Consider the following 22,843-nt stretch of genomic DNA (forward strand, 5'->3'; position numbering starts at 1 on the left):
TGTGATGCTACTTGCAACTCGTGCTGAAGGCACTTACCTGGGACGTCAAGAATCGTCACCGCAGCGCCATTGCAACCCAGTAAGTCTTCAGGGCGACGATGTACGTCACGAGCAGCGGCAACCACAACGCACTCTTGTACCAGTACGCGACCGCCACGAACATGGCGATCGTCGCGCCCATCTTGAGCGCCTCGCCGATCATCCAGCTCATGATCGTCTCCGCGCCGCTTTTTGCTCTCAGGCGCGCGGCGAACAAAGCGCTCGGCACCCAGCAAATTGCTCCCCCGAGAAATGCTGACAGCGCAGCGTCGCCCGGCGGCTTGTAAAACAGCCACCACAACAGCGTCGCACCCAGGGACAAAACCATTTGCGCTGCCACGACCTTAAACGGCGTGACACGCGATGGACGACTCACCTCGGGCCCAAACAGCTTCTGTGCCTGATCCCGCGTGAGCGGAACGATATTGTTATCTTGCGCTTCGGCATCCCACGCGTCGCCGGACGATCTGCGCGGCTGATTTCCGGAGGCATTTGCGTCGCCGGTTGCGTGAGCGTTCGGCGCTCGATTTTCCTCTCGCACCGTCTTCAAACCTTCAACCAAAAGTCCGGAAAATCACCTTGCGCTTTCGCTGCGCTTTCGAGGTGGCCTAGCTGATAAATCCGGGCGATTGTAAGCGATTGTTGTCGGGGATTCAATAGTTTAGGTGTGTCAAAAGCCAAGCGGACGAACCTTAAAAATCGGTCTCGAAAACGAGACTTTCCTTGCAATTGCAAGGAGATTCTCAGTCGATGGCACATCGTCCGATGAACGGTTAAATGAGCGCCCAACCGATGACCGTTGCCACGATCCAGAATGGAATCGACACCATGTGAAATGGCATCCACAGCCCCTTTTCGCCCGATAATCGCACGGCGATGAGATTGGCCAGCGAACCGATCGCGATGCCGAATCCGCCGACGCTGACGCCGAACGCGAGCGCGCGCCAGTCCTTGGAGAACTCCGCGAGCACGATGGCCGCCGGCACGTTGCTGATCGCTTGCGAGAGAACGGCGCCGGCCGCATACGCGCGCTTAGGCGTGCCGATGCCGACGTGTGCGATGGCTGCGTGGATCGACGGCATTGCGGCCGCGCTGCGCAGCACGATGAACATCAACACGAAGATGAGCAACAACAGCCAGTCGATCTTGAACACGACCTCGCGACGCCACAGCACGAAGAGGATCGCAAGCACGGCAAGCGCGGGCCCGGCATGATGCGCATCCGCGAGCGCCACGAACGCGGCAAATGCAAGCACGCTCACGCTGCACAGCACGCGATCGACGCGATGCTCTTCGATATCGCCGGAAAGATCGAGCGGTTCGGCGCGGAACATCGCAAACGTGAGGATGCCGAGCAGCGCCATCAACGCGGCGCACAGCGGCAGCATCGCCCACACGAACGCGGGGAAGCCGACGCCGCTCGTCTGCCATAGAAACAGGTTCTGGGGATTGCCGAGCGGCGTGAGAATCGAACCCGCGTTGACCGAGAGTGCGATCACGATCACGAGCCGCTTGATGGGCAGTGGTGCGAGCCTGTGCAGCGATAAGGCGAGCGGCACGACGGCGAAAAGCGCGACGTCGTTGGTCAGGACGGTGGACAGTACCGCAGCAAGCGCGACGAGCAGCAGCGCCAGCGTCCGCTCGCCATGAATGTGGTGCACGAGGCGGTGCGCCGCCCACATCAGGAATCCTGATAATTCGATCGCCTTGGTGAGAATCAGGAGGCCGGCGAGTGTGAGTACCGTCTGCCAGTCGACGAGACCGGGCAGCGACATCCACGGCCGCGGATGCCCGATCTGCAACACGACGAGCGCGAAGACGAGGATCGCGAGAACCGGCTCCTTCGAGACGGCTCGCCAGATACGGGCGAGGAGGTCGAAACGTGTGCTTTTGACGTTGAATTCGGACAAGATGCGTGTGAATCAGGTCGTCGGAGTCGGCGCTTCGATACTTCCACGCAATTTGCTCAGGATGCCCTCGAGCGAGTCGAGATTGCCGAAATCGATCGTGACCTTGCCGCGCCCTCTTCCGCCCAACTTGATCTTTACGTTGGCGGAAAGCAGATCCGACAGCTCTTCTTCCAGACGGCGCGTATCACGTCCGCCGTCATTTGCGGCGCGTGCTTTTGTCGCAGGGGCTTCCTTGGTCGTCGCCGCTACCAGGCGTTCGGTTTCGCGTACCGACAAGCGGCGATTGACGACATGATTGGCGAGCTGGATCTGCGTCGCCGCATCGACGGCGAGCAACGCACGCGCGTGGCCCATGTCCAGGTCGCCGGCGAGAAGCATGGTCTGCACGGGCGCTGCGAGATTCAGCAGGCGCAGCAGGTTCGATACCGCGCTGCGCGAGCGCCCGACCGACTCGGCCGCTTGTTCGTGCGTAAAGCGGAATTCGTCGAGCAGACGCTGGATGCCCTGCGCCTCTTCCAGCGGGTTCAAATCTTCCCGCTGAATGTTTTCGATCAACGCCATCGCAGCGGCTGCTTGATCTGGCACGTTTTTTACGAGCACCGGAACTTCGTCGAGGCCGGCAAGGCGCGCGGCACGGAAGCGCCGCTCGCCCGCAATGATTTCATAACGATCGTCACTCACCGAGCGCACGAGAATCGGCTGCATCAGACCCTGCGCGCGGATGCTCGCGGCGAGTTCCTGGAGCGCGCCCTCGTCCATCCGTGTACGCGGCTGATACTTGCCGGCTTGCAGCTTATCGAGCGGCAGCACCGAGGGCGTGCCCTCGCCGCGCACGGCTTCCGTAATGTCGACGCTACCGCCGAGCAATGCGTCCAAGCCGCGGCCTAGACCTTTTTTCTTCATCACAGCGCTCATTTCGGTTCCTCCGTCGGCGTTCTCGGCCGCATCGAATGGGGTTTGCTCAGTTGACGTTGAGCGCGCGCACACGCTCGATCATTTCGGTGCCGAACTGGATATACGCCTGCGCACCGCGCGACGACTTGTCGAACACGACGCCGGGCAGTCCATAGCTAGGCGCTTCCGCAAGGCGCACGTTGCGCGGGATCACAACGTCGAACAGCTTGCTGCCAAAGTGTTCCTTCAATTGGTCCGACACTTGTTGCTGCAACGTAATTCGGGGATCGAACATCACGCGCAGCAGGCCAATTACCTTCAGGTCACGATTCAGGTTCGCGTGCACCTGCTTGATGGTGTTCACGAGATCCGACAATCCTTCGAGCGCAAAATATTCGCACTGCATCGGAATCACGACGCCGTGCGCCGCGCATAGGGCGTTAAGCGTCAGCAGCGAAAGCGCGGGGGGGCAATCGATCAGCACGAAGTCATAGTCATCGGCTACTTCGGCAATCGCCGCCCGAAGAATGCCTTCGCGATTTTCCATGTCCACGAGTTCGACTTCGGCGCCTGCCAGCTCGCGATTGGCCGGCAGCACGTCGTATCCGACCGCCTCCGGGCGTGTGCGTGCCTCGCGCAGTGTCACGCCATCGACGAGCACTTCATAGACAGTGTTCTCGCACGCGGCCTTGTTGATGCCGCTGCCCATGGTCGCGTTGCCCTGAGGGTCGAGGTCGATCAGCAGAACGCGCTGATCGAGGCCCGCAAGGCTCGCCGCGAGATTGACCGCTGTCGTGGTCTTTCCAACGCCGCCCTTCTGATTTGCGACGCAGAAGATTTTTGCCATCGTTTAGTGTCCTCGTTTCTTCGCTGTCAGAAGATCAGCGTGCCTGGAATGCCGGATGGAAACCGTGCAGCGGACCTTCAAGCTGGCTCGACGGCAATCTCGACGAGATGCCGTTCCGCGTCGAGCATCGGCACATTGAGGCGCTCGATACCGAGCACCTTGGCACCCGCCGGCACACGCGCGGCTTCAGCCTCAGGCCTGACACCCTTCATCGCCAGAATCCGTCCGTTGTCCGCAACCAGATGACGCGCAAGTGTAACGAAATCGGAGAGCTCTGCGAATGCGCGCGACACGATTAAATCGAATTTCCCCGGGACTTCGACTCCCGGACGTAAACTTTCGACGCGACCGGTCACCACCGACAGATTGTTCAGACCCAACTGCGCTTTCGCCTGCGACTGAAATGCTGTTTTCTTATGAACGATGTCGTTGAGCGTGACGTGCAATTCAGGCAACGCGATCGCCAGTACGATGCCGGGTAAACCGCCGCCGGAGCCGACGTCCAGCACTGTCGACGGCCTGCGCACGTTCACCGCCGGAACGATCGCAAGCGAATCCAGAATATGCTGGATGAGCATTTGATGCGGATCGCGGATCGCCGTCAGGTTGTAGACGGAATTCCATTTGCCGAGCAGCGCAACATAATCGAGAAATTTCTGAATTTGCGAGGACGAAAGCGCAATGTCGAGTTCGGTGACGCCCTTCTCGAGCGTCGCCGCCAAGGATAAATGGCGCTCCGTCATTGAACCGCCGTCGGGTTGCCGGTTGCCGCATCGTCGCCAGCAGAATTTCGGCCGCGACGGCCTGCGCCGCGCTTCAGATGCACCATGAGAAGCGAGATTGCGGCCGGCGTGATGCCGGAAATGCGCGAAGCCTGCCCGATCGTCTCCGGGCGATGCTGAATCAACTTCTGACGGGCTTCGAAGGACAATCCGCGGACTTCGTTGTAGTCGAGCCCGTCCGGCAACCGGGTGTTTTCCTGCGCGCCGTTCCGCACGATCTCGTCGGCCTGACGATCGATGTAGCCTTGGTACTTAACGCCGATCTCGATCTGCTCCTTGATTTGTGCGAGCAGAACCGGATCGTCCGAGAGCGATGCTTCGGGACCGCAGGCGCCCTCACGAAGTGCGCAGATTCCGTCGTACGAAACGCCGGGGCGTCGCAGAAGATCGGCAAGGCTGTACTCATGATCGATCGCCTTGCCCAGCAACGCCGTCGCTTCCTCCGCCGGCAAAGTCTTAGGATTTACCCACGTTGAACGCAGACGCTGTGTTTCACGTGAAACAGCGTCGCGTTTGCGGCTGAAAGCATCCCAACGAACATCGTCGACTACGCCGAGTTCGCGCCCGATCTCCGTCAGACGCATATCTGCGTTGTCTTCGCGCAGCGACAGGCGGTATTCCGCGCGGCTCGTGAACATCCGATATGGCTCCGACACCCCGCGCGTCACGAGATCGTCCACCAGAACACCCAGATACGCCTGATCGCGGCGCGGCGACCACGCTTCCTTCCCTTGAACCTGTAGACCAGCATTGATACCAGCCAACAGTCCCTGCGCGGCGGCTTCTTCGTACCCGGTTGTCCCGTTGATCTGACCTGCAAAGAAGAGGCCGTTGATCGCCTTTGTTTCGAGCGAAGCCTTCAACGCACGCGGATCGAAGTAGTCATATTCGATCGCGTAGCCGGGCCGCAAGATATGCGCGTGTTCGAGCCCGCGCATCGAGCGAACGAGCTCAAGCTGGACGTCAAAAGGAAGACTCGTGGAGATCCCGTTCGGATAGAACTCATTCGTCGTCAGTCCTTCCGGCTCCAGAAAGATCTGATGCGCGTCTTTGGAAGCAAAACGATGAATCTTGTCCTCGATCGACGGGCAATAACGCGGTCCGACGCCTTCAATCACTCCCGTATACATCGGCGAGCGGTCTAGTCCGCCCCGGATAATGTCGTGCGTCTGTGCATTCGTATGTGTGACCCAGCATGGCATCTGACGCGGATGCTGCTCTACGCGGCCAAGGAACGAGAACACCGGAATGGGATCGAGATCGCCCGGCTGCTCTTCGAGCTTCGAAAAGTCGATCGTGCGGCCATCAATACGAGGCGGTGTGCCCGTCTTCATGCGGCCTTGAGGCAGCTTTAATTCCTTTAAACGCGCTGAAAGCGACACCGCCGCTGGGTCACCTGCACGGCCGCCGACATAATTATTCAGGCCGACGTGTATTTTTCCGTCCAGGAAAGTGCCAGCGGTCAACACAACGGCGCGGGACCGAAAACGAAGTCCGACTTGCGTTACGGCGCCTACAACGTGATCGCCTTCGACCATCAAATCGTCGACGGCTTGCTGGAAGAGCCACAGATTCGGCTGATTCTCGAGGCGATGGCGGATCGCCTGTTTGTACAAAAGACGATCGGCCTGCGCGCGCGTTGCCCGAACGGCGGGTCCCTTCGACGAGTTGAGGATACGGAACTGAATGCCCGATTCATCGGTAGCCGCAGCCATTGCCCCGCCGAGAGCGTCGACTTCCTTGACGAGATGACCCTTGCCGATGCCGCCAATCGACGGATTGCAGCTCATCTGGCCCAACGTCTCGATGTTGTGCGTCAAAAGAAGCGTTTTACAGCCCATACGCGCAGAAGCGAGCGCCGCCTCCGTGCCCGCGTGACCGCCACCAACGACGATCACATCAAATTCTGTGGGATAAAGCATTGGGATCTCGTGTACGAACGACACGAACCTGAAGAGAGAATAGCTTTGAATTATAACGACTTCTTCCTGACCTCGAATCGACCGTTCGATCACAGGCAAAAAAAAGCGTGTTTCACGTGAAACACGCCGCCATTTTCCCAAAGAACACCGCGTTTTATGCCACCTTTTTAGTCAGACCGAGATAAGTTTCGATGACCTGAGGGTTGTGCTGAAGCGCGTCGGCGTTTCCTTCCAGCGCGAACTCGCCGGTCTCAAGAACATAGCCATAGTCGGAAATCTGAAGCGCAGCGCGCGCGTTCTGCTCGATCAACAGCGTTGCAACACCCGTCTGCCGAAGCGCGCTGATGATGTGGAAAATCTCCTTCACGATCAGCGGCGCCAAGCCGAGGCTCGGTTCGTCGAGCATCAGAAGTTGCGGCTTCCCCATTAATGCACGGCCAACCGCGAGCATCTGCCGCTCTCCACCAGACAAAGTTCCCGCCGCCTGCCTTCTTCGCTCCTTTAGACGAGGAAAAAGCTGGAACACGTGGTCGAGCTGATCGAGAAAGTTTCGCTCGCCGGCTTTCTTCCGCCGATATGCGCCCAGCACGAGATTGTCCTCCACCGCCATCGTCGCGAACAATTCGCGCTTCTCGGGCACAAGACACATTCCACGTGAAACGCGGCGCTCGATCGCCAATGCGGACACGTCTTCGCCAAGGTAACGCACCACGCCCTTCGCGTGCCCCGTTTGGGGCAACGCGCCCATGATCGCGTTAAGGAGCGTCGACTTTCCCGCCCCATTCGGCCCAATCACCGAAACGATTTGCCCCGCTCCGACGGTGAGCTTGCCATCGTGCAATGCTTCGACCTTGCCGTAGCGCACGGACAGGGCGTCTACCTGCAAGATCGGGTTCACAACTGCGTTCGATTCCTTCGCCATCACTCCACCCCGCCGAGATATGCTTCGAGCACCGCCGGATCCTTTTGGACATCCGTAGGCAATCCTTCTGCGATCTTCGTGCCGAACTCCATTACTACGAGCCGATCCGTCAGATTCATCACGAAATCCATATCGTGCTCGACAAGAAGAATGCTCATTCCCTCCGCGCGCAGCTTTCGCAGCAAATCGGCCAATTGCAACTTTTCTTGATAACGAAGGCCGGCGGCGGGTTCATCCAGCAGCAGCAGCGTCGGATCGCAGCACAGCGCCCGGGCAATCTCGAGAATCCGTTGTTGACCCAGCGCGAGGCTACCGGCCTCGCTATAGATATGCTTCTCCAGCCCGACGCGTTTGATCTGCTTCGCTGCCTCAGCCATCAGCCGCGCCTCTTCTGCCGCGTTCAGTCGCACGACACTGCGCCAGACGCCCGTGCTTCCACGCAAATGCGCGCCGATCGCCACGTTTTCCAGCACCGTCATCCCGGGAAGCATCTTCACGTGCTGGAACGTCCGGCCGATGCCGCGCTTGACGATTTCACGCGAAGTCAGCTTCTCGATACGCTCACCGTGGAAGCTGATTGCGCCGCTCGTCGCCTGAAGTACGCCGGTGACAAGATTGAAGGTCGTGGACTTCCCGGCGCCATTCGGGCCGATCAATCCGATGATTTCGCCTGCCCTCACCTCGAAGCTCACATCGTTCACTGCCACGAGTCCGCCGAACTGCTTGCGCGCCTTGTCGACGACCAGCAAGCGCTCCCCCACGTTGGGTTTGCTGCGCTGCGGCAAAGCATCGCCATGATCCGGCACGTGTGCACGCGGCCCGCGTGGAAACAGACGCGCCACGAACGGCCAGACGCCTTGCCGCGCGTATTGCAGCAGCAAGACCATCACCACGCCGAACACGATGATCTCGAAGTTGCCGTTCGCGCCGAGCAGCTTGGGCAGAAGCGTTTGCAGATAATCCTGCAGAACGGTGAGAATTGTCGCGCCGAGAATCGCACCCCAGACATGGGAGACGCCGCCGACCACCGCCATGAACAGGAACTCGATGCCGTGATTCAGGCCGAACGGCGTCGGGTTCACCGCCCGCTGCAAATGGGCGTACAGGAAGCCGGAAACGGCCGCGAGCACGGCTGCATAGACGAAGATGACTACGCGCATCCAGGCAGTGTTGACGCCCATCGCTTCGGCCATCGTGCCGCCGCCGCGCAACGCGCGAATCGCTCGCCCCGGGCGACTATTAAGCAGATTCTGAACAGAAATCACCGCAAGCAGTACCACGACCCAGATCAGGTAATAGATGCTACGGCCCGATTCCAGCTCCCAACCGAACACGTTGAGCACGGGAATTCCGTTGATGCCGTCGTACTTGCCGAGCAACTCCATGTTGCCGAAGAGGTAGAACAGCGAGAGTCCCCACGCGATCGTCCCGAGCGGCAGGAAATGTCCCGAAAGGCGCATCGTGATGAGACCGAGCAGCAGCGCGATGAAGGCCGTGAGCACGACGCCCGCGATCAGCGCGAGCCACGGCGAGACACCGTAGCGCGTCGTGAGGAAAGCCGTCGCATACGCGCCCACGCCGACGAACGCGGCCTGCCCAAAGCTCGTCATCCCGCCGATGCCAGTCAGCAACACCAGCCCGATCGCGACGATCGAATACAGGCCGATGTAGTTCAGCAGCGTGATCCAGTACTCGGGCACGGCGACCGGCCGCGGCAAGACCGGCAGCGCGAAGACGACAACCAGGAACAACCAGAAAAATCGATATCGATGCAGAAAGTTCATCGGCTTACTCCTCGTCCTCATCCGAATGCGGGCTTGCCAGGCTTCGCCACAGCAGGACCGGAATAATCAACGTGAAGACGATCACCTCCTTGTACGCGCTTGCCCAGAACGACGAATACGATTCGAGCAAACCCACGAGCAACGACCCTGCGGCCGCGAGCGGATAGCTCACCAGACCGCCCACGATTGCGCCTACGAAGCCCTTGAGGCCGATCAGGAAGCCCGAGTCGTAGTAGATGGTCGTGATCGGCGCCACGAGCACGCCGCACAGCGCGCCCAGGCCCGCCGCGAGCGTGAATGCGAGGCGGCCTGCCTGCGTCGTGCCGATGCCGACGAGCCGCGCGCCGAGGCGATTCACCGACGTCGCGCGCAAGGCCTTGCCGGAGATCGAGCGATCGAAATAGAAGTACAGCGCGACGATCAGCACGACGGCCGTCCCGACGACCCACAAGCTCTGCCCGGAGATCGACACGCTGCCCAGGTTGAACGTGGCGTCAGAAAACGCCGTCGTGCGCGAGCCTTCCGCGCCGAACATCACGAGCCCGAGGCCGACCATCGCGAAGTGCACCGCCACCGCCACAATCAGCAGCAACAGCGTGCTCGCCTCCGCGATCGGCTCATACGCGAGGCGATACACGAACGGTCCCATCGGCACGACGATGAGAAGCGTCAGCGCGATCTGCGCGATCATCGGCAGAGGCTGTGCGAACGCCGCTTGCGTGATGCCCCACACCGCGACGGGAAACAGCAGATACTTGCCCGTCAGCACTGCCAGTAAGCGCCCGATCTGGTGATATCGCGCAGGATGCCGAACGATGCCCGCGAGTTCCGCGACAAAGCAGCCGACGCCCATCGCGATGAGCAGATAGCAGGTCGCCGGCAGCTTCTGCGTCTGCAGTGCGGCCAGCGTGAGCGCGCCATACGCGACGAACTCGCCCTGCGGAATGAAAATGACGCGTGTCACGGAGAACACGAGCACCAGAGCGAGCGCGAGCAAGGCGTAGATCGCGCCCGTGGTGATCCCGTCCTGCGCGAGGATCGCCGCAATCGATAAGTCCATACTTCCTCTTCGAAGCTTCTTGTGAAACAGGCGACTCAAGAAACAGCCGCCGGAACATGGTCAAAGCGGCGCGCCGTTGCCGGTGCGCCGCCCATTCATCTCGAAATTAAGAAACGAGAACGCGCGATGAAGCGCGTCCTGTCGAGCTCAGTCGTTCAGCAATTTCCACTTGCCGTCGACGATCTGCACCATCACGCGGGCGCGATTGTCGAAGCCGTTGTGATCGGTCGGCGTCGTGTTCATGATCCCGTGCGACACCGGCAGGTCCTTCAGGTTTTCCAGCGCGGCGCGCAGCGCTTCGCGGAATTCCGGCGTGCCCGGCTGGCCTTTCTTGAGCGCCTCGGGAATCGCGCGCTGAAGCATCTGGCCAGCATCCCATGCATGCCCGCCGAAGGTCGACAGCGTGCCTGCGCCATACGCCTTCTCATACGCGTCCTTGTACGCGGCCGACGACTTCTTCACCGGGTTGCTCTCCGGCAACTGCTCGGTCACGAGCACCGGGCCGGCGGGCAGGATTTCTCCCTCGCAGTCCTTGCCGCACACGCGCAGGAAGTCGTTGTTGGCGACGCCATGCGTCTGATAGACCTTGCCCTTGTAGCCACGCTCCTTCAGCGCCTTCGCCGGCAGCGCAGACGGCGTGCCCGCACCCGCGATCAGCACCGCGTCCGGGTTCGCGCCCATCGTCTTCAAAACCTGGCCGGTCACGGACGTGTCCGTGCGGTTATAGCGCTCGTTCGTGACGATCTTCAGCTTGTGCGCCGTCGCCGCCGTATTGAACACGTTGTACCAGCCGTCGCCGTAGGCATCCGCGAAGCCGATGAAGCCCACCGTCTTCACGCCGTGCTTTTCCATGTAGCTCGCGATGGCATCGGCCATCAGCGCGTCGTTTTGCGGCGTCTTGAAGACCCACGCCTTTTTTGCATCCATCGGCGCGATGATCGCGGCGGACGCGGCCATCGAGATCATCGGCGTCTTGCCGGCGGCGGCCGGATCGATCATCGCGAGCGAGTTCGGCGTCACGGTGGAGCCGACGATCGCATCGACGTGATCTTCGTCGATCAGCTTGCGCGTGTTCTGCACGGCGCGGCTCGTGTCGGACCCGTCATCGAGCACGATCCATTCGACCGACTTCCCGCCGATTTCCTTCGGCAACAGTGCGACCGTATTTTTCTCGGGAATCCCGAGCGATGCGGCCGGTCCCGTCGCCGAGAGCGTCACGCCGATCTTCACCTGAGCGAGCGCCGCGCCCGCCCCGGCAAGCGCGCTGCCCGCGATGGCGAGCGCGATGCCCGTCCTGATCCATGCCTTCTTCGTTTTCATTGCTTGTCTCCAAACGCGACTTGCGGTTCACGCACCCCTGCGGTGCGCTGCTGCGAGTTGTTATCGATGCTGCTTCTCTGGCGCCAACCAAAGAGCCGCCCCAATCTATTTACCGCGTTACTGCGTGCCAAGGCTGGTTTTCCCTGACCGTTGCGCCGCCGCGATCGAGGCTTTGCGCCCTCTCCTTCGCGTCGCGGTTCCTGCTGCACGGCACAGAAAAAAAGGCGCGTTGTGTTGCTACGCGCCTTTGTTCTCCGAATCAGTTCACATGCGAATCCGTCAGTTGCCCGAGAGCTTCCACTTGCCGCCGACGATCTCCACCATCACGCGTGCGCGCTGGTCCAGTCCGGAGTGATCGTTGGGGCTCATGTTGAAGATGCCGTGCGATGCAGGCAGATTCTTCGTCTCTTCGATAGCCGCGCGCAACGCTTCGCGGAACGCCGGCGTGCCCGGCTGGCCCTTCTTCAGCGCAACAGGAATCGCACGCTGCAGAATGAGGCCCGCGTCCCACGCGTGACCGCCGAACGTCGACACGGAACCCGCGCCGTTGGCGCCTTCGTACGCCTTCTTGTACGTCAGCGCGGCTTGCTTCACGGGGTTGCTGTCAGGCAACTGCTCCGCGACGAGCAACGGGCCCGCGGGCAGGAACGTGCCTTCGCAGTCCTTGCCGCACACGCGCAGGAAATCGTTATTGGCGACGCCGTGCGTCTGATAGATCTTGCCCTTGTAGCCGCGCTCCTTGAGCGTCTTCTGCGGCAGCGCGGCCGGCGTGCCCGCGCCCGCGATCAGCACCGCGTCCGCGTTCTGCGACATCATCTTGAGCACCTGGCCCGTCACCGACGCATCGTTGCGCGCAAAGCGCTCGTTCGCGACGATCTTCAGCTTCGCCAGATCGGCTGCCTTCGAAAATTCCTTGAACCAGCTCTCGCCGTAGGCGTCGGAAAAGCCGATGAACGCGACAGTCTTCACGCCGTGATTCGACATGTGCTGCGCGATCGCGGTAGCCATCAGAATGTCGTTCTGCGGCGTCTTGAAGACCCACGCGCGCTTGCTGTCCATCGGCTCGACGATGCTCGCGGCCGCGGCCATCGAAATCATCGGGGTGTGCGTTTCGGCCGCGATGTCGATCATCGCGAGCGAATTGGGAACGACCGTCGAACCGACCAGCGCATCGACGTGATCTTCGCTCGTCAGCTTGCGTGCGTTTTTCACCGCCTGGGTGGAATCGGTCGCGTCGTCCAGAACGATGTATTCCAATTTCTGCCCGGCGACTTCCTTGGGCAACAGCGCGACGGTGTTCTTTTCCGGAATGCCGAGCGAAGCCGCCGGTCCTGTCGCCGAGACCGTCACGCCGATTTTCACGTCCGCCAAAACCTGATTGCTGAATACCGCCGATAATCCCGCGACGGCCATTGCGACCGCCTTGCCGCGTAAAGCCAACTTCATTGATTTGCGCCCCGTAAATCGTGTTTTCTGCGTGAAGAATTGTCTGCGAATATGCCGTGTTTCGCGCCCGCTCTGAATCGCCGACCGGCGGGTCGGGAAATGCAGTTTAGCGGAGGAAACCGCCGTGCAGCAAGCGTTTTGAAGGTTTTCCGTGCCTTGCGAACCCCGGGAAAACCCGCCTTAAAAAAAATCCGCGGGGATTTATTCGTATTATCGACGGCAAATAAAAAAAGCGCTGTTGGACTCATCCAACAGCGCTTTTCGGTCGGGCACTTTGTGCCTCATGTCTCCTCGTTCTCCACCTCAAAAATCTGGGTGCAACAGAACTAGGACGCATGTTAAAGAACGCAACACTGCACGACAACCTAGCATTTACCCTAGTGGTGCACAAAAGCACCGCAACGGGGCGTATTTCTTGCAATTTAGCGCGCTTTTTTCAAATGCTCCATTCGTTCGTAATTCCAAATAAATCGCTCAGCCTTGAAGCGGCCGAACCCGCGCGATGATCTCTCCGACGATCCCGCGGCGGAAGGCGAGCACGCACGCGATGAAGATCACGCCTGTCACGATCGTCACCGATTCGCCCAACGAGTTGAACCACGACACACCCGTGATGCGCGCGATGCCGCTGCCGATGTCGCCGAGCCGGTCTTCGAGCGCGACGATGATCGCCGCGCCGAGCAACGGCCCGAACATCGTGCTCATGCCGCCGACGAGCGTCATCAGCACGACCAGGCCCGACATCGTCCAGTAGGCGTCGCCGAGCGTTTCGAAGCCGAGCACGAGTGTCTTCATCGCCCCCGCGAAGCCCGAGAGACCCGCCGACAAAACGAACGCCAGCAGCTTGTAGCGCGACGTGTCGTAGCCGAGCGAAATCGCGCGCGGCTCGTTCTCCTTGATTGCGATCAGCACTTGCCCGAACGGCGAATGCACGATGCGCACGATCAGCGCGAACGCGAGCAGCATCACGACGAGCACGACGTAGTAGAGCGTGATGTCGTTGCCCAGATCGATGACATTGAACAGCTTGCCGCGCGGCACGCCTTGCAGACCGTCTTCGCCATGCGTAAACGGCGCCTGCAGGAACACGAAGTACACCATCTGCGCGAGCGCGAGCGTGACCATCGCGAAGTAAATGCCCTGGCGCCGGATCGCGAGCAGACCGGCGACGAGCCCGAGCAGCGTCGCCGCCGCCGTGCCCGCGATTACGCCGAGCTCCGGCGTGAAGTTCAGCGACTGGATCGCATAGCCGGCGACATAGCCGGCGGTCGCGAGGAACATCGCATGACCGAACGACAACAGCCCGGTATAGCCGATCAGCAAATTGAATGCCGCCGCAAACAGGGCGAAACACAGCACCTTCATCATAAACAGCGGATACACGCCGACGAACGGCGCGACGATCAGGCCGATCAGCAACAGGCCGTAGAGCGCTTTTCTCTGCATCATTTTTCCTTGCCGAAGAGTCCTGCCGGGCGAATCATCAACACGATCGCCATGATGACGAAGACGACCGTCGCGGACGCTTCCGGATAGAACACGCGCGTAAAGCCCTCGATCACGCCGAGCAGCAGGCCCGTCAGTATCGAGCCCATGATCGAGCCCATCCCGCCGATCACGACGACCGCAAACACGGTGATGATCATCGACTGGCCCATGAGCGGCGACACCTGGATCACGGGCGCCGCCAGCACGCCCGCGAACGCCGCGAGCGCGACGCCGAAGCCGTAGGTGAGCGTGATCATCATCGGCACATTGACGCCGAATGCCTCGACGAGCTTCGGATTCTCCGTGCCCGCGCGCAGATAAGCGCCGATGCGCGTCTTTTCGATCACGAACCACGTCGCAAAGCACACGGCGAGCGACGCGGCGACCACCCACGCGCGATAGTTCGGCAGGAACATGAAGCCGAGATTGGTCGCGCCCGAAAGCAGCGACGGCACGTCGTAAGGCTGCCCCGAAGAACCGTAGATGGAGCGGAACACGCCTTCGATCACGAGCGTCAGGCCGAAGGTGAGCAGCAGCCCGTAAAGATGATCGAGCTTGTAAAGCCAGCGCAGCATCGAGCGCTCGACGACCACGCCGAACAGCCCGACCACGATGGGCGCGAGCAGCAGCATCGCCCAGTACGGGATGTTGAAATAGGAATAGCCCATCCACGCGAGCATCGCGCCCAGCATGAAGAGCGCGCCATGCGCGAAATTGATGACGTTGAGCAAGCCGAAGATCACCGCGAGCCCGAGGCTCAGGATCGCGTAGAACGAGCCGTTCACCAGCCCGAGCAACAGCTGGCTCATCATTGCGGCGAGCGGGATGCCGAATATTTCCATTGAACCTGCCGTCAGAAACGTGTTGACGCGGCTGCGACGGCGAAGCGGCCCTTCCGGCCGCCCGCCTCGCGACGCTTGCGCACTACCGAATGCTTACTTCCAGAGCTTGCAGCGCGATTCGGCCTTGGTGCCGAACGCCTGATCGCCCGGAATCGTCGCGGTGATCTTGTAGTAGTCCCACGGCTCCTTCGATTCCGACGGCTTCTTCACTTCCATCAGGTACATGTCGTGGATCATCGATCCGTCTTCGCGGATGTAGCCCTTCGCGTAGAAGTCGTCGATCTTCGCCTTCTTGAGCTGCGCCATGACCTTGTCGCTGTCGGTCGTGCCCGCCGCCTTCACCGCGTTCAGGTACGTCGTGACAGCCGAGTAATCCGCCGCCTGCAGGCTGCCCGGCATCTTCTTCATCTTGTCGAAGTAGCGCTTCGCCCAGGCGCGCGTCTTGTCGTCCTTGTTCCAGTACCAGCTGTCCGTCGCGACCAGCCCTTGCGTGGTTTCGAGGCCGAGGCTGTGGATGTCGGAGATGAAGATCAGCAGCGCGGCGATCTTCATCGACTTGGTGATGCCGAACTCCTTCGAGGCCTTGATCGCGTTGATCGTGTCGCCGCCGGCATTCGCGAGGCCGAGCACCTGCGCCTTCGAACCTTGCGCCTGCAGCAGGAACGACGAGAAGTCCGACGCCGACAGCGGATGACGCACTTCGCCGAGCACCTGGCCGCCATTGGCCTTCACGACGTCAGCCGTATTCTTTTCGAGCGCCTTGCCGAACGCATAGTCGGCCGTCAGGAAGTACCACGTCTTGCCGCCCTGCTTGGTCACCGCGGAACCGGTGCCCTTCGCGAGCGCCATCGTGTCGTAGGCGTAGTGGACCGTGTAGGGCGAGCACTGCTCGTTGGTCAGGTTGTCCGCGCCCGCGCCGATGTTGATGTACGGCGTCTTCTTCTCCGCCGCGACTTGCGCGCTCGAAAGCGCCGTCGCCGAGTTCGTCCCGCCGATGATCACGTTCACGCCGTCGCGGTCGATCCATTCGCGCGCACGCGATGCCGCGATATCCGCCTTGTTCTGGTGATCCGCATACACCACTTCGATCGGCTTGCCGTTCACCTTTCCGCCGAAGTCAGCGACCGCCATGCGAATGGCTTCGAGTCCGCCCTGCCCGTCGATATCCGCGTAGAGGCCAGACATGTCGGTGACGAAACCGATCTTCACCGTGTTGCTGTCGGCGGCGTTGGCGCTCGTGCTCATCACCGCCACACTCGCCGCCGCAGCCGCAAAGCACAGAATAGAGAGGCGCGCGAGGGTCTTCTTTTTCATTCCAGTCTCCATGAGTTTTGATTTGTTGCGGTATTACTGGTGTTGCCCTTCCGATGTGCCGCGCCCGGGATCGATTACACCCCGAGCAGTTCGTGCAGCACCGGCATCTTCGCTTCGAGTTCCCCCGCGCCGAAATGCTCGACGATGTTTCCGTGCTCCATCACGTAAAAGCGATCCGCGAGCGGCGCCGCGAAACGAAAATTCTGTTCGACCATGACGATCGTGTAGCCACGAGACTTCAGCATGAGGATCATGCGCGCGAGCGTCTGTACGATGACCGGCGCGAGCCCTTCCGAAATTTCATCGAGCAAAAGCAGATTCGCGCCCGTGCGCAGAATGCGCGCGACGGCCAGCATCTGTTGCTCACCGCCCGAAAGACGCGTGCCCTGGCTTGCGCGGCGTTCCTTCAGGTTCGGGAACATCGAGTAGATCTCGTCGAGCGGCATTGCGTCTTTTGCATGGCCGATCATCGGCGGCAGAAGAAGGTTTTCCTCGCAGGACAAGCTCGAAAAAATGCCGCGCTCCTCCGGACAATAGCCGACCCCGTAATGCGCGATCTTGTGTGTGGCGAGGCCGATGGTTTCATTTCCGCCGACGCGGATGGAACCCGTCCTTCGCCCGGTCAAACCCATGATGGCGCGCAACGTGGTCGTGCGGCCCGCGCCGTTGCGGCCGAGCAGCGTGACCACTTCGCCGCGATTTACCTTCAGGTCCACGCCGTGCAGGATGTGCGATTCCCCGTACCACGCCTGCAGACCCGATATTTCCAGCGCGGGCACATTGCCCGCCGCGCCGTTCGCCTCGCGCGAGCGGCGCTCCTCCACGATCGTACTCATGCATGCGCTCCGGTGAGCGCCGCATCGGCGCTGCCCATGTAGGCTTCCATCACGAGCGGATTCCTCGACACTTCCGCGTAGCTGCCTTCGGCGAGCACTTCGCCGCGCTGAAGCACGGTGATGGTGTCGGAAATGCCCGCGATCACGTTCATGTTGTGTTCGACCATGAGGATGGTGCGGCCCGCCGACACCTTCTTGATCAACGCCGTCACGCGATCGACATCCTCGTGACCCATGCCTTGCGTCGGCTCGTCGAGAAGCATCAGTTCGGGTTCCATCGACAGTGTGGTCGCGATCTCGAGCGCGCGCTTGCGGCCGTATGAGAGCTCGACGGTTCTCGTATCGGCGAAGTCGGTGAGGCCGACTTGCGTGAGCAGATCCATCGCGCGGTCGTTGAGGGCATCGAGGGAACGCTCGCTGCGCCAGAAATGAAACGACGTGCCCAGTTGCCGCTGCAAACCGATGCGCACGTTCTGGAGCACCGTCAGGTGCGGAAACACTGCGGAAATCTGAAACGAGCGGATGATCCCGCGCCGCGCGATGTGCGCCGGCCGCTCGCGCGTGATATCCGTGCCGTTGAAAACGATCTGCCCCGCGGTGGGTTCGAGAAACTTGGTGAGGAGGTTGAAGCAGGTCGTCTTGCCTGCGCCGTTCGGTCCGATCAGCGCATGGATCGAACCGCGGCGCACGCGCAGGTTCACGCCATTCACGGCCGTAAAGCCTTTGAATTCCTTCGTGAGCCCTCGCGTTTCAAGAATGGTGTCGCCGAGAATCATGTCCCCTTCCATGCGAAGTGAAGCGCTGGGCATATCCGTATTCGCCTGCGCCTTATTTTTTCTTTCCGCGCGCGCACCCGAACGTTGTCTCCATCCCGGTGCCGCTTCGCTGCTTGCATCGCTGTTGCGCCCGCACAAAGTGTGCACGAGGTATGCCGAGCATCACTAATTCCGGGGCCATTGTCGCGCCAATGATGCAGCGCAATCATTGGGATTTGCACTTACTAACGAATTGCTTGGAGTTTTACGCGTGCACGCATTAGGGGCACGGAGACTGCTTATGCGCTTTGCATATAAGCATTCCTCGGTGCGGCCTCATGCGCGCGCCAGTCACGCGTCATCCCGACGTCCCGGCATCTGACGCGCCCGTGTCACCGATCCGTCACGCAAGTGCGGTGGCGATCACTTCTTCCGCTTCGATGCCGCGCCTGTCCTCGCGGATCATCTCGCTCGCACGCTCGGCGATCATCAGGGTCGGCGAGTTCGTGTTGCCCGATGTGATGGTCGGCATCACCGATGCGTCGACCACGCGCAACCCGCGCACGCCGATCACGCGCAGGCGGCTGTCGACGACCGCGCCCGGATCGTTGTCCGTGCCCATGCGGCACGTGCCGACCGGATGGAAGATCGTCGTGCCGATCTTGCCCGCCGCTTCGACGAGTTCTTCCTGCGTCTGGAACTGGATGCCCGGAAGAATTTCCTTGGGCGCGTATTGCGCCAGCGCTGGCGCGCTGGCGATGCGTCGTGTGAGACGCAGCGAATTCGCGGCGACCTCGCGATCGCGGTCGGTGGACAGATAGTTCGGCGCGATCAGCGGCGCTGCGTGCGCATCCGGCGATTCGATATGCACGCTGCCGCGCGATGTGGGCCGCAAATTGCACACGGACGCGGTGAACGCATTGAACGAATGCAGCGGCTCGCCGAAACGTTCGAGCGACAAAGGCTGGACATGATATTGGACATCGGCGCGTGTGATCGACGCATCGTCGGGATTCGATTTGGCGAACGCGCCCAGTTGCGACGGCGCCATCGACATCGGCCCGCTTCGCATCACCGCGTATTGCATGCCGATAAAGAGCTTGCCCCACCAATGCGCCGACAGCGTATTGAGCGTGCGCACGCCATCGACCCTGTACGCCATGCGCAGTTGCAAGTGGTCCTGCAGATTTTCGCCGACACCGCGCAGGCTCTTCACGACATCGATGCCGAGGCGTTGCAGACGCGCGCCGTTGCCGATACCGGAGAGTTCGAGAATCTGTGGCGAATTCACCGCGCCCGCACTGAGAATTACCTCGATACGCGCACGCGCGAGGTAATCGACATCGCCGCCGCGATATTCCACTCCGATACAGCGCATGCCTTCGAACACGAGGCGTTGCGTATGCGCGCCGGTGATCGTCGTGAGGTTGGGGCGCTTCATCGCTTCACGCAGGAATGCTTTCGCCGCATTCCAGCGAATGCCGCCGCGCTGGTTCACTTCGAAATAGCCGACGCCGGTGTTGTCGCCGCGGTTGAAATCGTCCGTCGCGGGAATGCCGCTTTGCTGCGCGGCCTGCGCGAAGGTTTCGAGAATCTTCCACTTCAGGCGCTGCTTCTCGACGCGCCATTCGCCGCCCGCGCCATGCCATGCATTGCCGCCGCCGTGATGATCCTCGCTGCGCATGAAAATGGGCAACACCGAATCCCACGACCAGTTCGGATCGCCGCTGATGTGCGCCCAGTCGTCGTAGTCCTCGCGCTGGCCGCGCATGTAGATCATGCCGTTGATAGAGGAGCATCCGCCGAGCACGCGCCCGCGTGGATACGAAAGCTTGCGGCCGTCGAGACCCGGTTCTGCCTGCGTCTTGTAGAGCCAGTCCGTGCGCGGATTGCCGATGCAATACAGATAGCCGACCGGAATGTGAATCCAGTGATAGTCGTCCTTGCCCCCTGCTTCGAGCAGCAGCACTTTCACGTTCGGATCTTCGGTGAGGCGATTTGCGAGCACGCAACCTGCCGTGCCCGCACCGACGATGATGTAGTCGAACTCGCCTTCCAGCTTGCGTGCGTTCTGCTTCATGACGTGTCTCCTGACTTTGCCGTCTTGCGCGGCTTCGATGATTCGATGATTCGATTACTTCGCTACCGGCATCGTGAATTCGGCGCCCTTCGCAATGCTGTCGGGCCAGCGCTGCATCACGCTCTTGTAGCGCGTATAGAAGCGCACGCCTTCTTCGCCGTATGCGTGGTGATCGCCGAAGAGCGAGCGCTTCCAGCCGCCGAACGAGTGCCACGCCATCGGCACCGGAATGGGCACGTTGATGCCGACCATGCCGACCTTGATCTGACGCGAGAACGCGCGCGCGACGCCGCCATCCGTTGTGTAGCAAGACACGCCGTTGGCGAACTCATGCTTGTTGATGAGCTCGACCGCGCTCGCGAAATCCGGCACGCGCACGACGCAGAGCACCGGTCCGAAGATCTCTTCCTTATAGATGCTGCTGTCCGTCTTCACGTTGTCGAACAGGGTGCCGCCGAGAAAGAAGCCGTTCTCGTGCCCTTCGACCTTGTGGCCGCGCCCATCGACGACGAGCGTCGCGCCCGACTTCACGCCCGCGTCGATGTAGCCTTCGACTTTCGCGCGATGCGCGCCCGTGACGAGCGGACCCATTTCGGCATCGCTTTCCATGCCGTTCTTGATCACGAGCGATTTCACGCGCGGCGTGAGGCGTTCGATCAGCTCATCGGCGATGTGACCCACCGCGACCGCAACCGAAATCGCCATGCAGCGCTCGCCCGCCGAACCATACGCCGCGCCGATCAGCGCATCGACCGCCTGATCGAGATCCGCATCGGGCATCACGACGAGATGGTTCTTTGCGCCGCCCAGCGCCTGCACGCGCTTGCCGTGCTTCGTGCCTTCAGTGTGGATGTATTCGGCGATCGGCGTCGAGCCGACGAACGACAGCGCTTCGATATCCCCATGCGCGAGCAATGCGTCGACAGCGGTTTTATCGCCGTGCACGACGTTGAACACGCCATCTGGCAAGCCGGCATCCGTCAGCAATTCCGCGAGACGAACCGATGCCGACGGATCGCGCTCCGATGGCTTCAACACGAAGGTATTGCCCGCCGCGATCGCGATGGGGAACATCCAGCACGGCACCATCATCGGGAAGTTGAAGGGCGTGATGCCCGCGACCACGCCGAGCGGCTGACGCAGGTTCCAGTTGTCGATACCGCCGCCGATCTGATCCGTGAAGTCGGTCTTGAGCAGATTGGGAATGCCGCACGCGAACTCGACGATCTCGATGCCGCGCATCACTTCGCCCTTGGCGTCGCTGAACACCTTGCCGTGCTCGCGCGTGATGATCTCGGCGAGTTCGTCGTGATGTTCGTCGAGCAGTTGCTTGAACTTGAAGAGCACGCGCGCACGCTTGATCGGCGCGGTTTCACTCCATTCGGGGAAAGCGGCTTTCGCGGCGGCTACGGCGGCATCCACTTCGGATGCGCCCGCCAGCGCCACGCGCGATGCGACGGCGCCCGTCGCCGGGTTGAACACGTCGCCGAAACGCTCGCTCGCGCCTTCGACCCGCTTGCCGCCGATGAAATGCGTCAACGCCGCGACGCGCGCTTCGCTTCGATGTGTCTCGCCCATGATGTCTCTCTTATATGTGTGAATAGCCCGAGCGTACTGCCGGATGCTTCCTCGAATCCAATGAGATATGTTCAACTGGGATATAAGAAGATTTAATATCAGGCGATGGACTACACCCTTTTGCGCGCCTTTCTCGCCGTCGCTCGTGAAGGCAATCTCACGCGCGCCGCGGCGCAATTGCATCTCACGCAGCCGGCTGTCAGTCTGCAGATCAAGAATCTGCAGGAGATGCTGGGCGTCGTGCTGTTCTCGCGGACGTCGCACGGTCTTCTGCTGACGCGCGACGGCGAAGCGCTTCTGCCGCACGCCGAACGCGCACTCACCGCCGCCGCCGACGTGCAGCGCGCTGCTGCTGCGCTGCGTCACGAAGTGAGCGGGACGCTTCGCATCGGCACGATTCTCGATCCCGAATTCCTGCGTCTCGGCGGCTTCCTGCGGCAACTGGTGGAGACGCATCCGCGTATCGAAACCTCGTTGCGGCACGGCATGTCGGGCTGGGTTCTGGAGCGCGTGAGGTCGCGCGATCTGGACGTCGGCTATTACATCGGCGATCCGGCCATCGACGGCACGCGCGACGGCGAGCGCTTCCACGTGGTCAGGCTGACGCCGTTTCTTTACCGCGTGCTCGCGCCGGCGGGCTGGCACAACCGCGTGAACAAGGGCAAGCGCAACTGGGCCGCGCTCGCCAAGCTGCCGTGGATCTGGACGCCCGCCGAGTCCGCCCACAACCGGCTGTTGTCGCGCATCTTCCGCGAGGCGGGCGCGATGCCGGTGATCGTCGCGGAAGTCGACCAGGAGCCGTCGATGCTCGATCTCGTCAAATCGGGCGTCGGCCTGTCACTCGTGCGGGATTCGATCGCGCTGGCGCAAGCGCATGCGCACGCGCTGACGATCGTCGAAGGCGTCACGGTGCCCACGCAGTTGTCTTTCGTCGCGCTGGCGGAGCGCCGCGAGGAACCGGCGATCGCCGCGGCGCTGCGGCTGATCGACGCGCAGTGGGCGGTTTGAGCCGACATCTCAGTGG

General features: G+C 61.3%; 19 protein-coding genes. 1 reads left to right on the forward strand and 18 read right to left on the reverse strand.

Annotated features, from left to right (window positions below):
- Window positions 1-55: 55 nt before the first annotated feature.
- From NCR38_RS13315 to NCR38_RS13400, 18 genes are all read right to left on the reverse strand, one after another.
- On the reverse strand, window positions 56-589 hold the full coding sequence (locus NCR38_RS13315) for an ATP synthase subunit I (RefSeq protein WP_061116591.1): 534 nt from the start codon (window positions 587-589) through the stop codon (window positions 56-58).
- Window positions 590-812: 223 nt separating this feature from the next.
- Window positions 813-1,949 carry an SLC13 family permease gene (locus tag NCR38_RS13320; protein ID WP_250477228.1) on the reverse strand — a complete coding sequence of 379 codons (1,137 nt, stop codon included), beginning with the start codon at window positions 1,947-1,949 and terminating at the stop codon, window positions 813-815.
- A gap of 12 nt (window positions 1,950-1,961) precedes the next feature.
- Window positions 1,962-2,864, reverse strand: a complete 903-nt coding sequence (locus tag NCR38_RS13325) for a ParB/RepB/Spo0J family partition protein (protein WP_061116593.1) — start codon at window positions 2,862-2,864, stop codon at window positions 1,962-1,964.
- A gap of 46 nt (window positions 2,865-2,910) precedes the next feature.
- Window positions 2,911-3,690, reverse strand: a complete 780-nt coding sequence (locus tag NCR38_RS13330; RefSeq protein ID WP_061116594.1) for a ParA family protein — start codon at window positions 3,688-3,690, stop codon at window positions 2,911-2,913.
- A 77-nt stretch (window positions 3,691-3,767) separates the two neighbouring features.
- Window positions 3,768-4,433, reverse strand: a complete 666-nt coding sequence (gene rsmG / locus NCR38_RS13335; protein WP_250477229.1) for a 16S rRNA (guanine(527)-N(7))-methyltransferase RsmG — start codon at window positions 4,431-4,433, stop codon at window positions 3,768-3,770.
- Window positions 4,430-6,394: a tRNA uridine-5-carboxymethylaminomethyl(34) synthesis enzyme MnmG gene (mnmG, locus tag NCR38_RS13340; protein WP_250477230.1), complete on the reverse strand. Its 1,965-nt coding sequence runs from the start codon at window positions 6,392-6,394 to the stop codon at window positions 4,430-4,432. The genes rsmG and mnmG overlap by 4 nt, the downstream gene beginning before the upstream one ends.
- 154 nt (window positions 6,395-6,548) lie before the next feature.
- Entirely contained in the window at window positions 6,549-7,316 is a 768-nt protein-coding gene (locus tag NCR38_RS13345; protein ID WP_250477231.1) for an ABC transporter ATP-binding protein, read from the reverse strand.
- Window positions 7,316-9,100 (reverse strand): ABC transporter permease subunit, encoded by a 1,785-nt coding sequence (locus tag NCR38_RS13350; protein ID WP_061116598.1) that lies wholly within the window; start codon window positions 9,098-9,100, stop codon window positions 7,316-7,318. Before NCR38_RS13350 ends, NCR38_RS13345 begins: the two co-directional genes overlap by 1 nt.
- A gap of 4 nt (window positions 9,101-9,104) precedes the next feature.
- The gene (locus tag NCR38_RS13355) at window positions 9,105-10,160 is read right to left on the reverse strand and encodes a branched-chain amino acid ABC transporter permease (RefSeq protein ID WP_061116599.1); all 1,056 of its coding nucleotides are present in this window, start codon (window positions 10,158-10,160) and stop codon (window positions 9,105-9,107) included.
- A gap of 147 nt (window positions 10,161-10,307) precedes the next feature.
- The gene (locus NCR38_RS13360; RefSeq protein WP_061116600.1) at window positions 10,308-11,480 is read right to left on the reverse strand and encodes an ABC transporter substrate-binding protein; all 1,173 of its coding nucleotides are present in this window, start codon (window positions 11,478-11,480) and stop codon (window positions 10,308-10,310) included.
- A gap of 279 nt (window positions 11,481-11,759) precedes the next feature.
- A complete protein-coding gene (locus NCR38_RS13365; RefSeq protein ID WP_250477232.1) occupies window positions 11,760-12,926 on the reverse strand; it encodes an ABC transporter substrate-binding protein in 1,167 nt (388 codons plus the stop codon).
- Window positions 12,927-13,400: 474 nt separating this feature from the next.
- Window positions 13,401-14,372 (reverse strand): branched-chain amino acid ABC transporter permease, encoded by a 972-nt coding sequence (locus tag NCR38_RS13370; RefSeq protein ID WP_250477258.1) that lies wholly within the window; start codon window positions 14,370-14,372, stop codon window positions 13,401-13,403.
- Window positions 14,372-15,256 (reverse strand): branched-chain amino acid ABC transporter permease, encoded by an 885-nt coding sequence (locus NCR38_RS13375; protein ID WP_061116602.1) that lies wholly within the window; start codon window positions 15,254-15,256, stop codon window positions 14,372-14,374. The genes NCR38_RS13370 and NCR38_RS13375 overlap by 1 nt, the downstream gene beginning before the upstream one ends.
- Before the next feature lie 93 nt (window positions 15,257-15,349).
- Complete coding sequence (locus tag NCR38_RS13380; RefSeq protein ID WP_250477233.1) at window positions 15,350-16,570, reverse strand: ABC transporter substrate-binding protein; 1,221 nt, start codon at window positions 16,568-16,570, stop codon at window positions 15,350-15,352.
- 74 nt (window positions 16,571-16,644) lie between these two features.
- Window positions 16,645-17,406 (reverse strand): ABC transporter ATP-binding protein, encoded by a 762-nt coding sequence (locus tag NCR38_RS13385; protein ID WP_250477234.1) that lies wholly within the window; start codon window positions 17,404-17,406, stop codon window positions 16,645-16,647.
- A complete protein-coding gene (locus NCR38_RS13390; RefSeq protein WP_061116913.1) occupies window positions 17,403-18,182 on the reverse strand; it encodes an ABC transporter ATP-binding protein in 780 nt (259 codons plus the stop codon). Before NCR38_RS13390 ends, NCR38_RS13385 begins: the two co-directional genes overlap by 4 nt.
- A 382-nt stretch (window positions 18,183-18,564) precedes the next feature.
- Window positions 18,565-20,241: a GMC family oxidoreductase gene (locus tag NCR38_RS13395; protein ID WP_061116605.1), complete on the reverse strand. Its 1,677-nt coding sequence runs from the start codon at window positions 20,239-20,241 to the stop codon at window positions 18,565-18,567.
- A 54-nt stretch (window positions 20,242-20,295) separates the two neighbouring features.
- Complete coding sequence (locus tag NCR38_RS13400) at window positions 20,296-21,819, reverse strand: CoA-acylating methylmalonate-semialdehyde dehydrogenase (RefSeq protein ID WP_250477235.1); 1,524 nt, start codon at window positions 21,817-21,819, stop codon at window positions 20,296-20,298.
- Between the two features lie 105 nt (window positions 21,820-21,924).
- On the opposite strand from NCR38_RS13400, the gene NCR38_RS13405 reads away from it, so the two are divergent.
- Window positions 21,925-22,827 carry a LysR family transcriptional regulator gene (locus NCR38_RS13405; RefSeq protein WP_061116607.1) on the forward strand — a complete coding sequence of 301 codons (903 nt, stop codon included), beginning with the start codon at window positions 21,925-21,927 and terminating at the stop codon, window positions 22,825-22,827.
- Window positions 22,828-22,843 lie beyond the last annotated feature (16 nt).

It is taken from the genome of Caballeronia sp. INML1 (genome assembly GCF_023631085.1).
In the GTDB taxonomy this organism is placed as follows: Bacteria; Pseudomonadota; Gammaproteobacteria; order Burkholderiales; family Burkholderiaceae; genus Caballeronia; species Caballeronia turbans.

Bases quoted from the DNA above. Each gene is read 5' to 3' on its own strand.
- NCR38_RS13365 (WP_250477232.1), bottom strand. From the start codon at position 12,926: ATGAAGTTGGCTTTACGCGGCAAGGCGGTCGCAATGGCCGTCGCGGGA.
- NCR38_RS13355 (WP_061116599.1), bottom strand. From the start codon at position 10,160: ATGGACTTATCGATTGCGGCGATCCTCGCGCAGGACGGGATCACCACG.
- NCR38_RS13380 (WP_250477233.1), bottom strand. From the start codon at position 16,570: ATGAAAAAGAAGACCCTCGCGCGCCTCTCTATTCTGTGCTTTGCGGCT.
- NCR38_RS13395 (WP_061116605.1), bottom strand. From the start codon at position 20,241: ATGAAGCAGAACGCACGCAAGCTGGAAGGCGAGTTCGACTACATCATC.
- NCR38_RS13390 (WP_061116913.1), bottom strand. From the start codon at position 18,182: ATGATTCTCGGCGACACCATTCTTGAAACGCGAGGGCTCACGAAGGAA.
- NCR38_RS13360 (WP_061116600.1), bottom strand. From the start codon at position 11,480: ATGAAAACGAAGAAGGCATGGATCAGGACGGGCATCGCGCTCGCCATC.
- NCR38_RS13405 (WP_061116607.1), top strand. From the start codon at position 21,925: ATGGACTACACCCTTTTGCGCGCCTTTCTCGCCGTCGCTCGTGAAGGC.
- NCR38_RS13350 (WP_061116598.1), bottom strand. From the start codon at position 9,100: ATGAACTTTCTGCATCGATATCGATTTTTCTGGTTGTTCCTGGTTGTC.
- NCR38_RS13330 (WP_061116594.1), bottom strand. From the start codon at position 3,690: ATGGCAAAAATCTTCTGCGTCGCAAATCAGAAGGGCGGCGTTGGAAAG.
- NCR38_RS13345 (WP_250477231.1), bottom strand. From the start codon at position 7,316: ATGGCGAAGGAATCGAACGCAGTTGTGAACCCGATCTTGCAGGTAGAC.
- rsmG (WP_250477229.1), bottom strand. From the start codon at position 4,433: ATGACGGAGCGCCATTTATCCTTGGCGGCGACGCTCGAGAAGGGCGTC.
- NCR38_RS13375 (WP_061116602.1), bottom strand. From the start codon at position 15,256: ATGGAAATATTCGGCATCCCGCTCGCCGCAATGATGAGCCAGCTGTTG.
- NCR38_RS13385 (WP_250477234.1), bottom strand. From the start codon at position 17,406: ATGAGTACGATCGTGGAGGAGCGCCGCTCGCGCGAGGCGAACGGCGCG.
- mnmG (WP_250477230.1), bottom strand. From the start codon at position 6,394: ATGCTTTATCCCACAGAATTTGATGTGATCGTCGTTGGTGGCGGTCAC.
- NCR38_RS13370 (WP_250477258.1), bottom strand. From the start codon at position 14,372: ATGCAGAGAAAAGCGCTCTACGGCCTGTTGCTGATCGGCCTGATCGTC.
- NCR38_RS13400 (WP_250477235.1), bottom strand. From the start codon at position 21,819: ATGGGCGAGACACATCGAAGCGAAGCGCGCGTCGCGGCGTTGACGCAT.
- NCR38_RS13325 (WP_061116593.1), bottom strand. From the start codon at position 2,864: ATGAGCGCTGTGATGAAGAAAAAAGGTCTAGGCCGCGGCTTGGACGCA.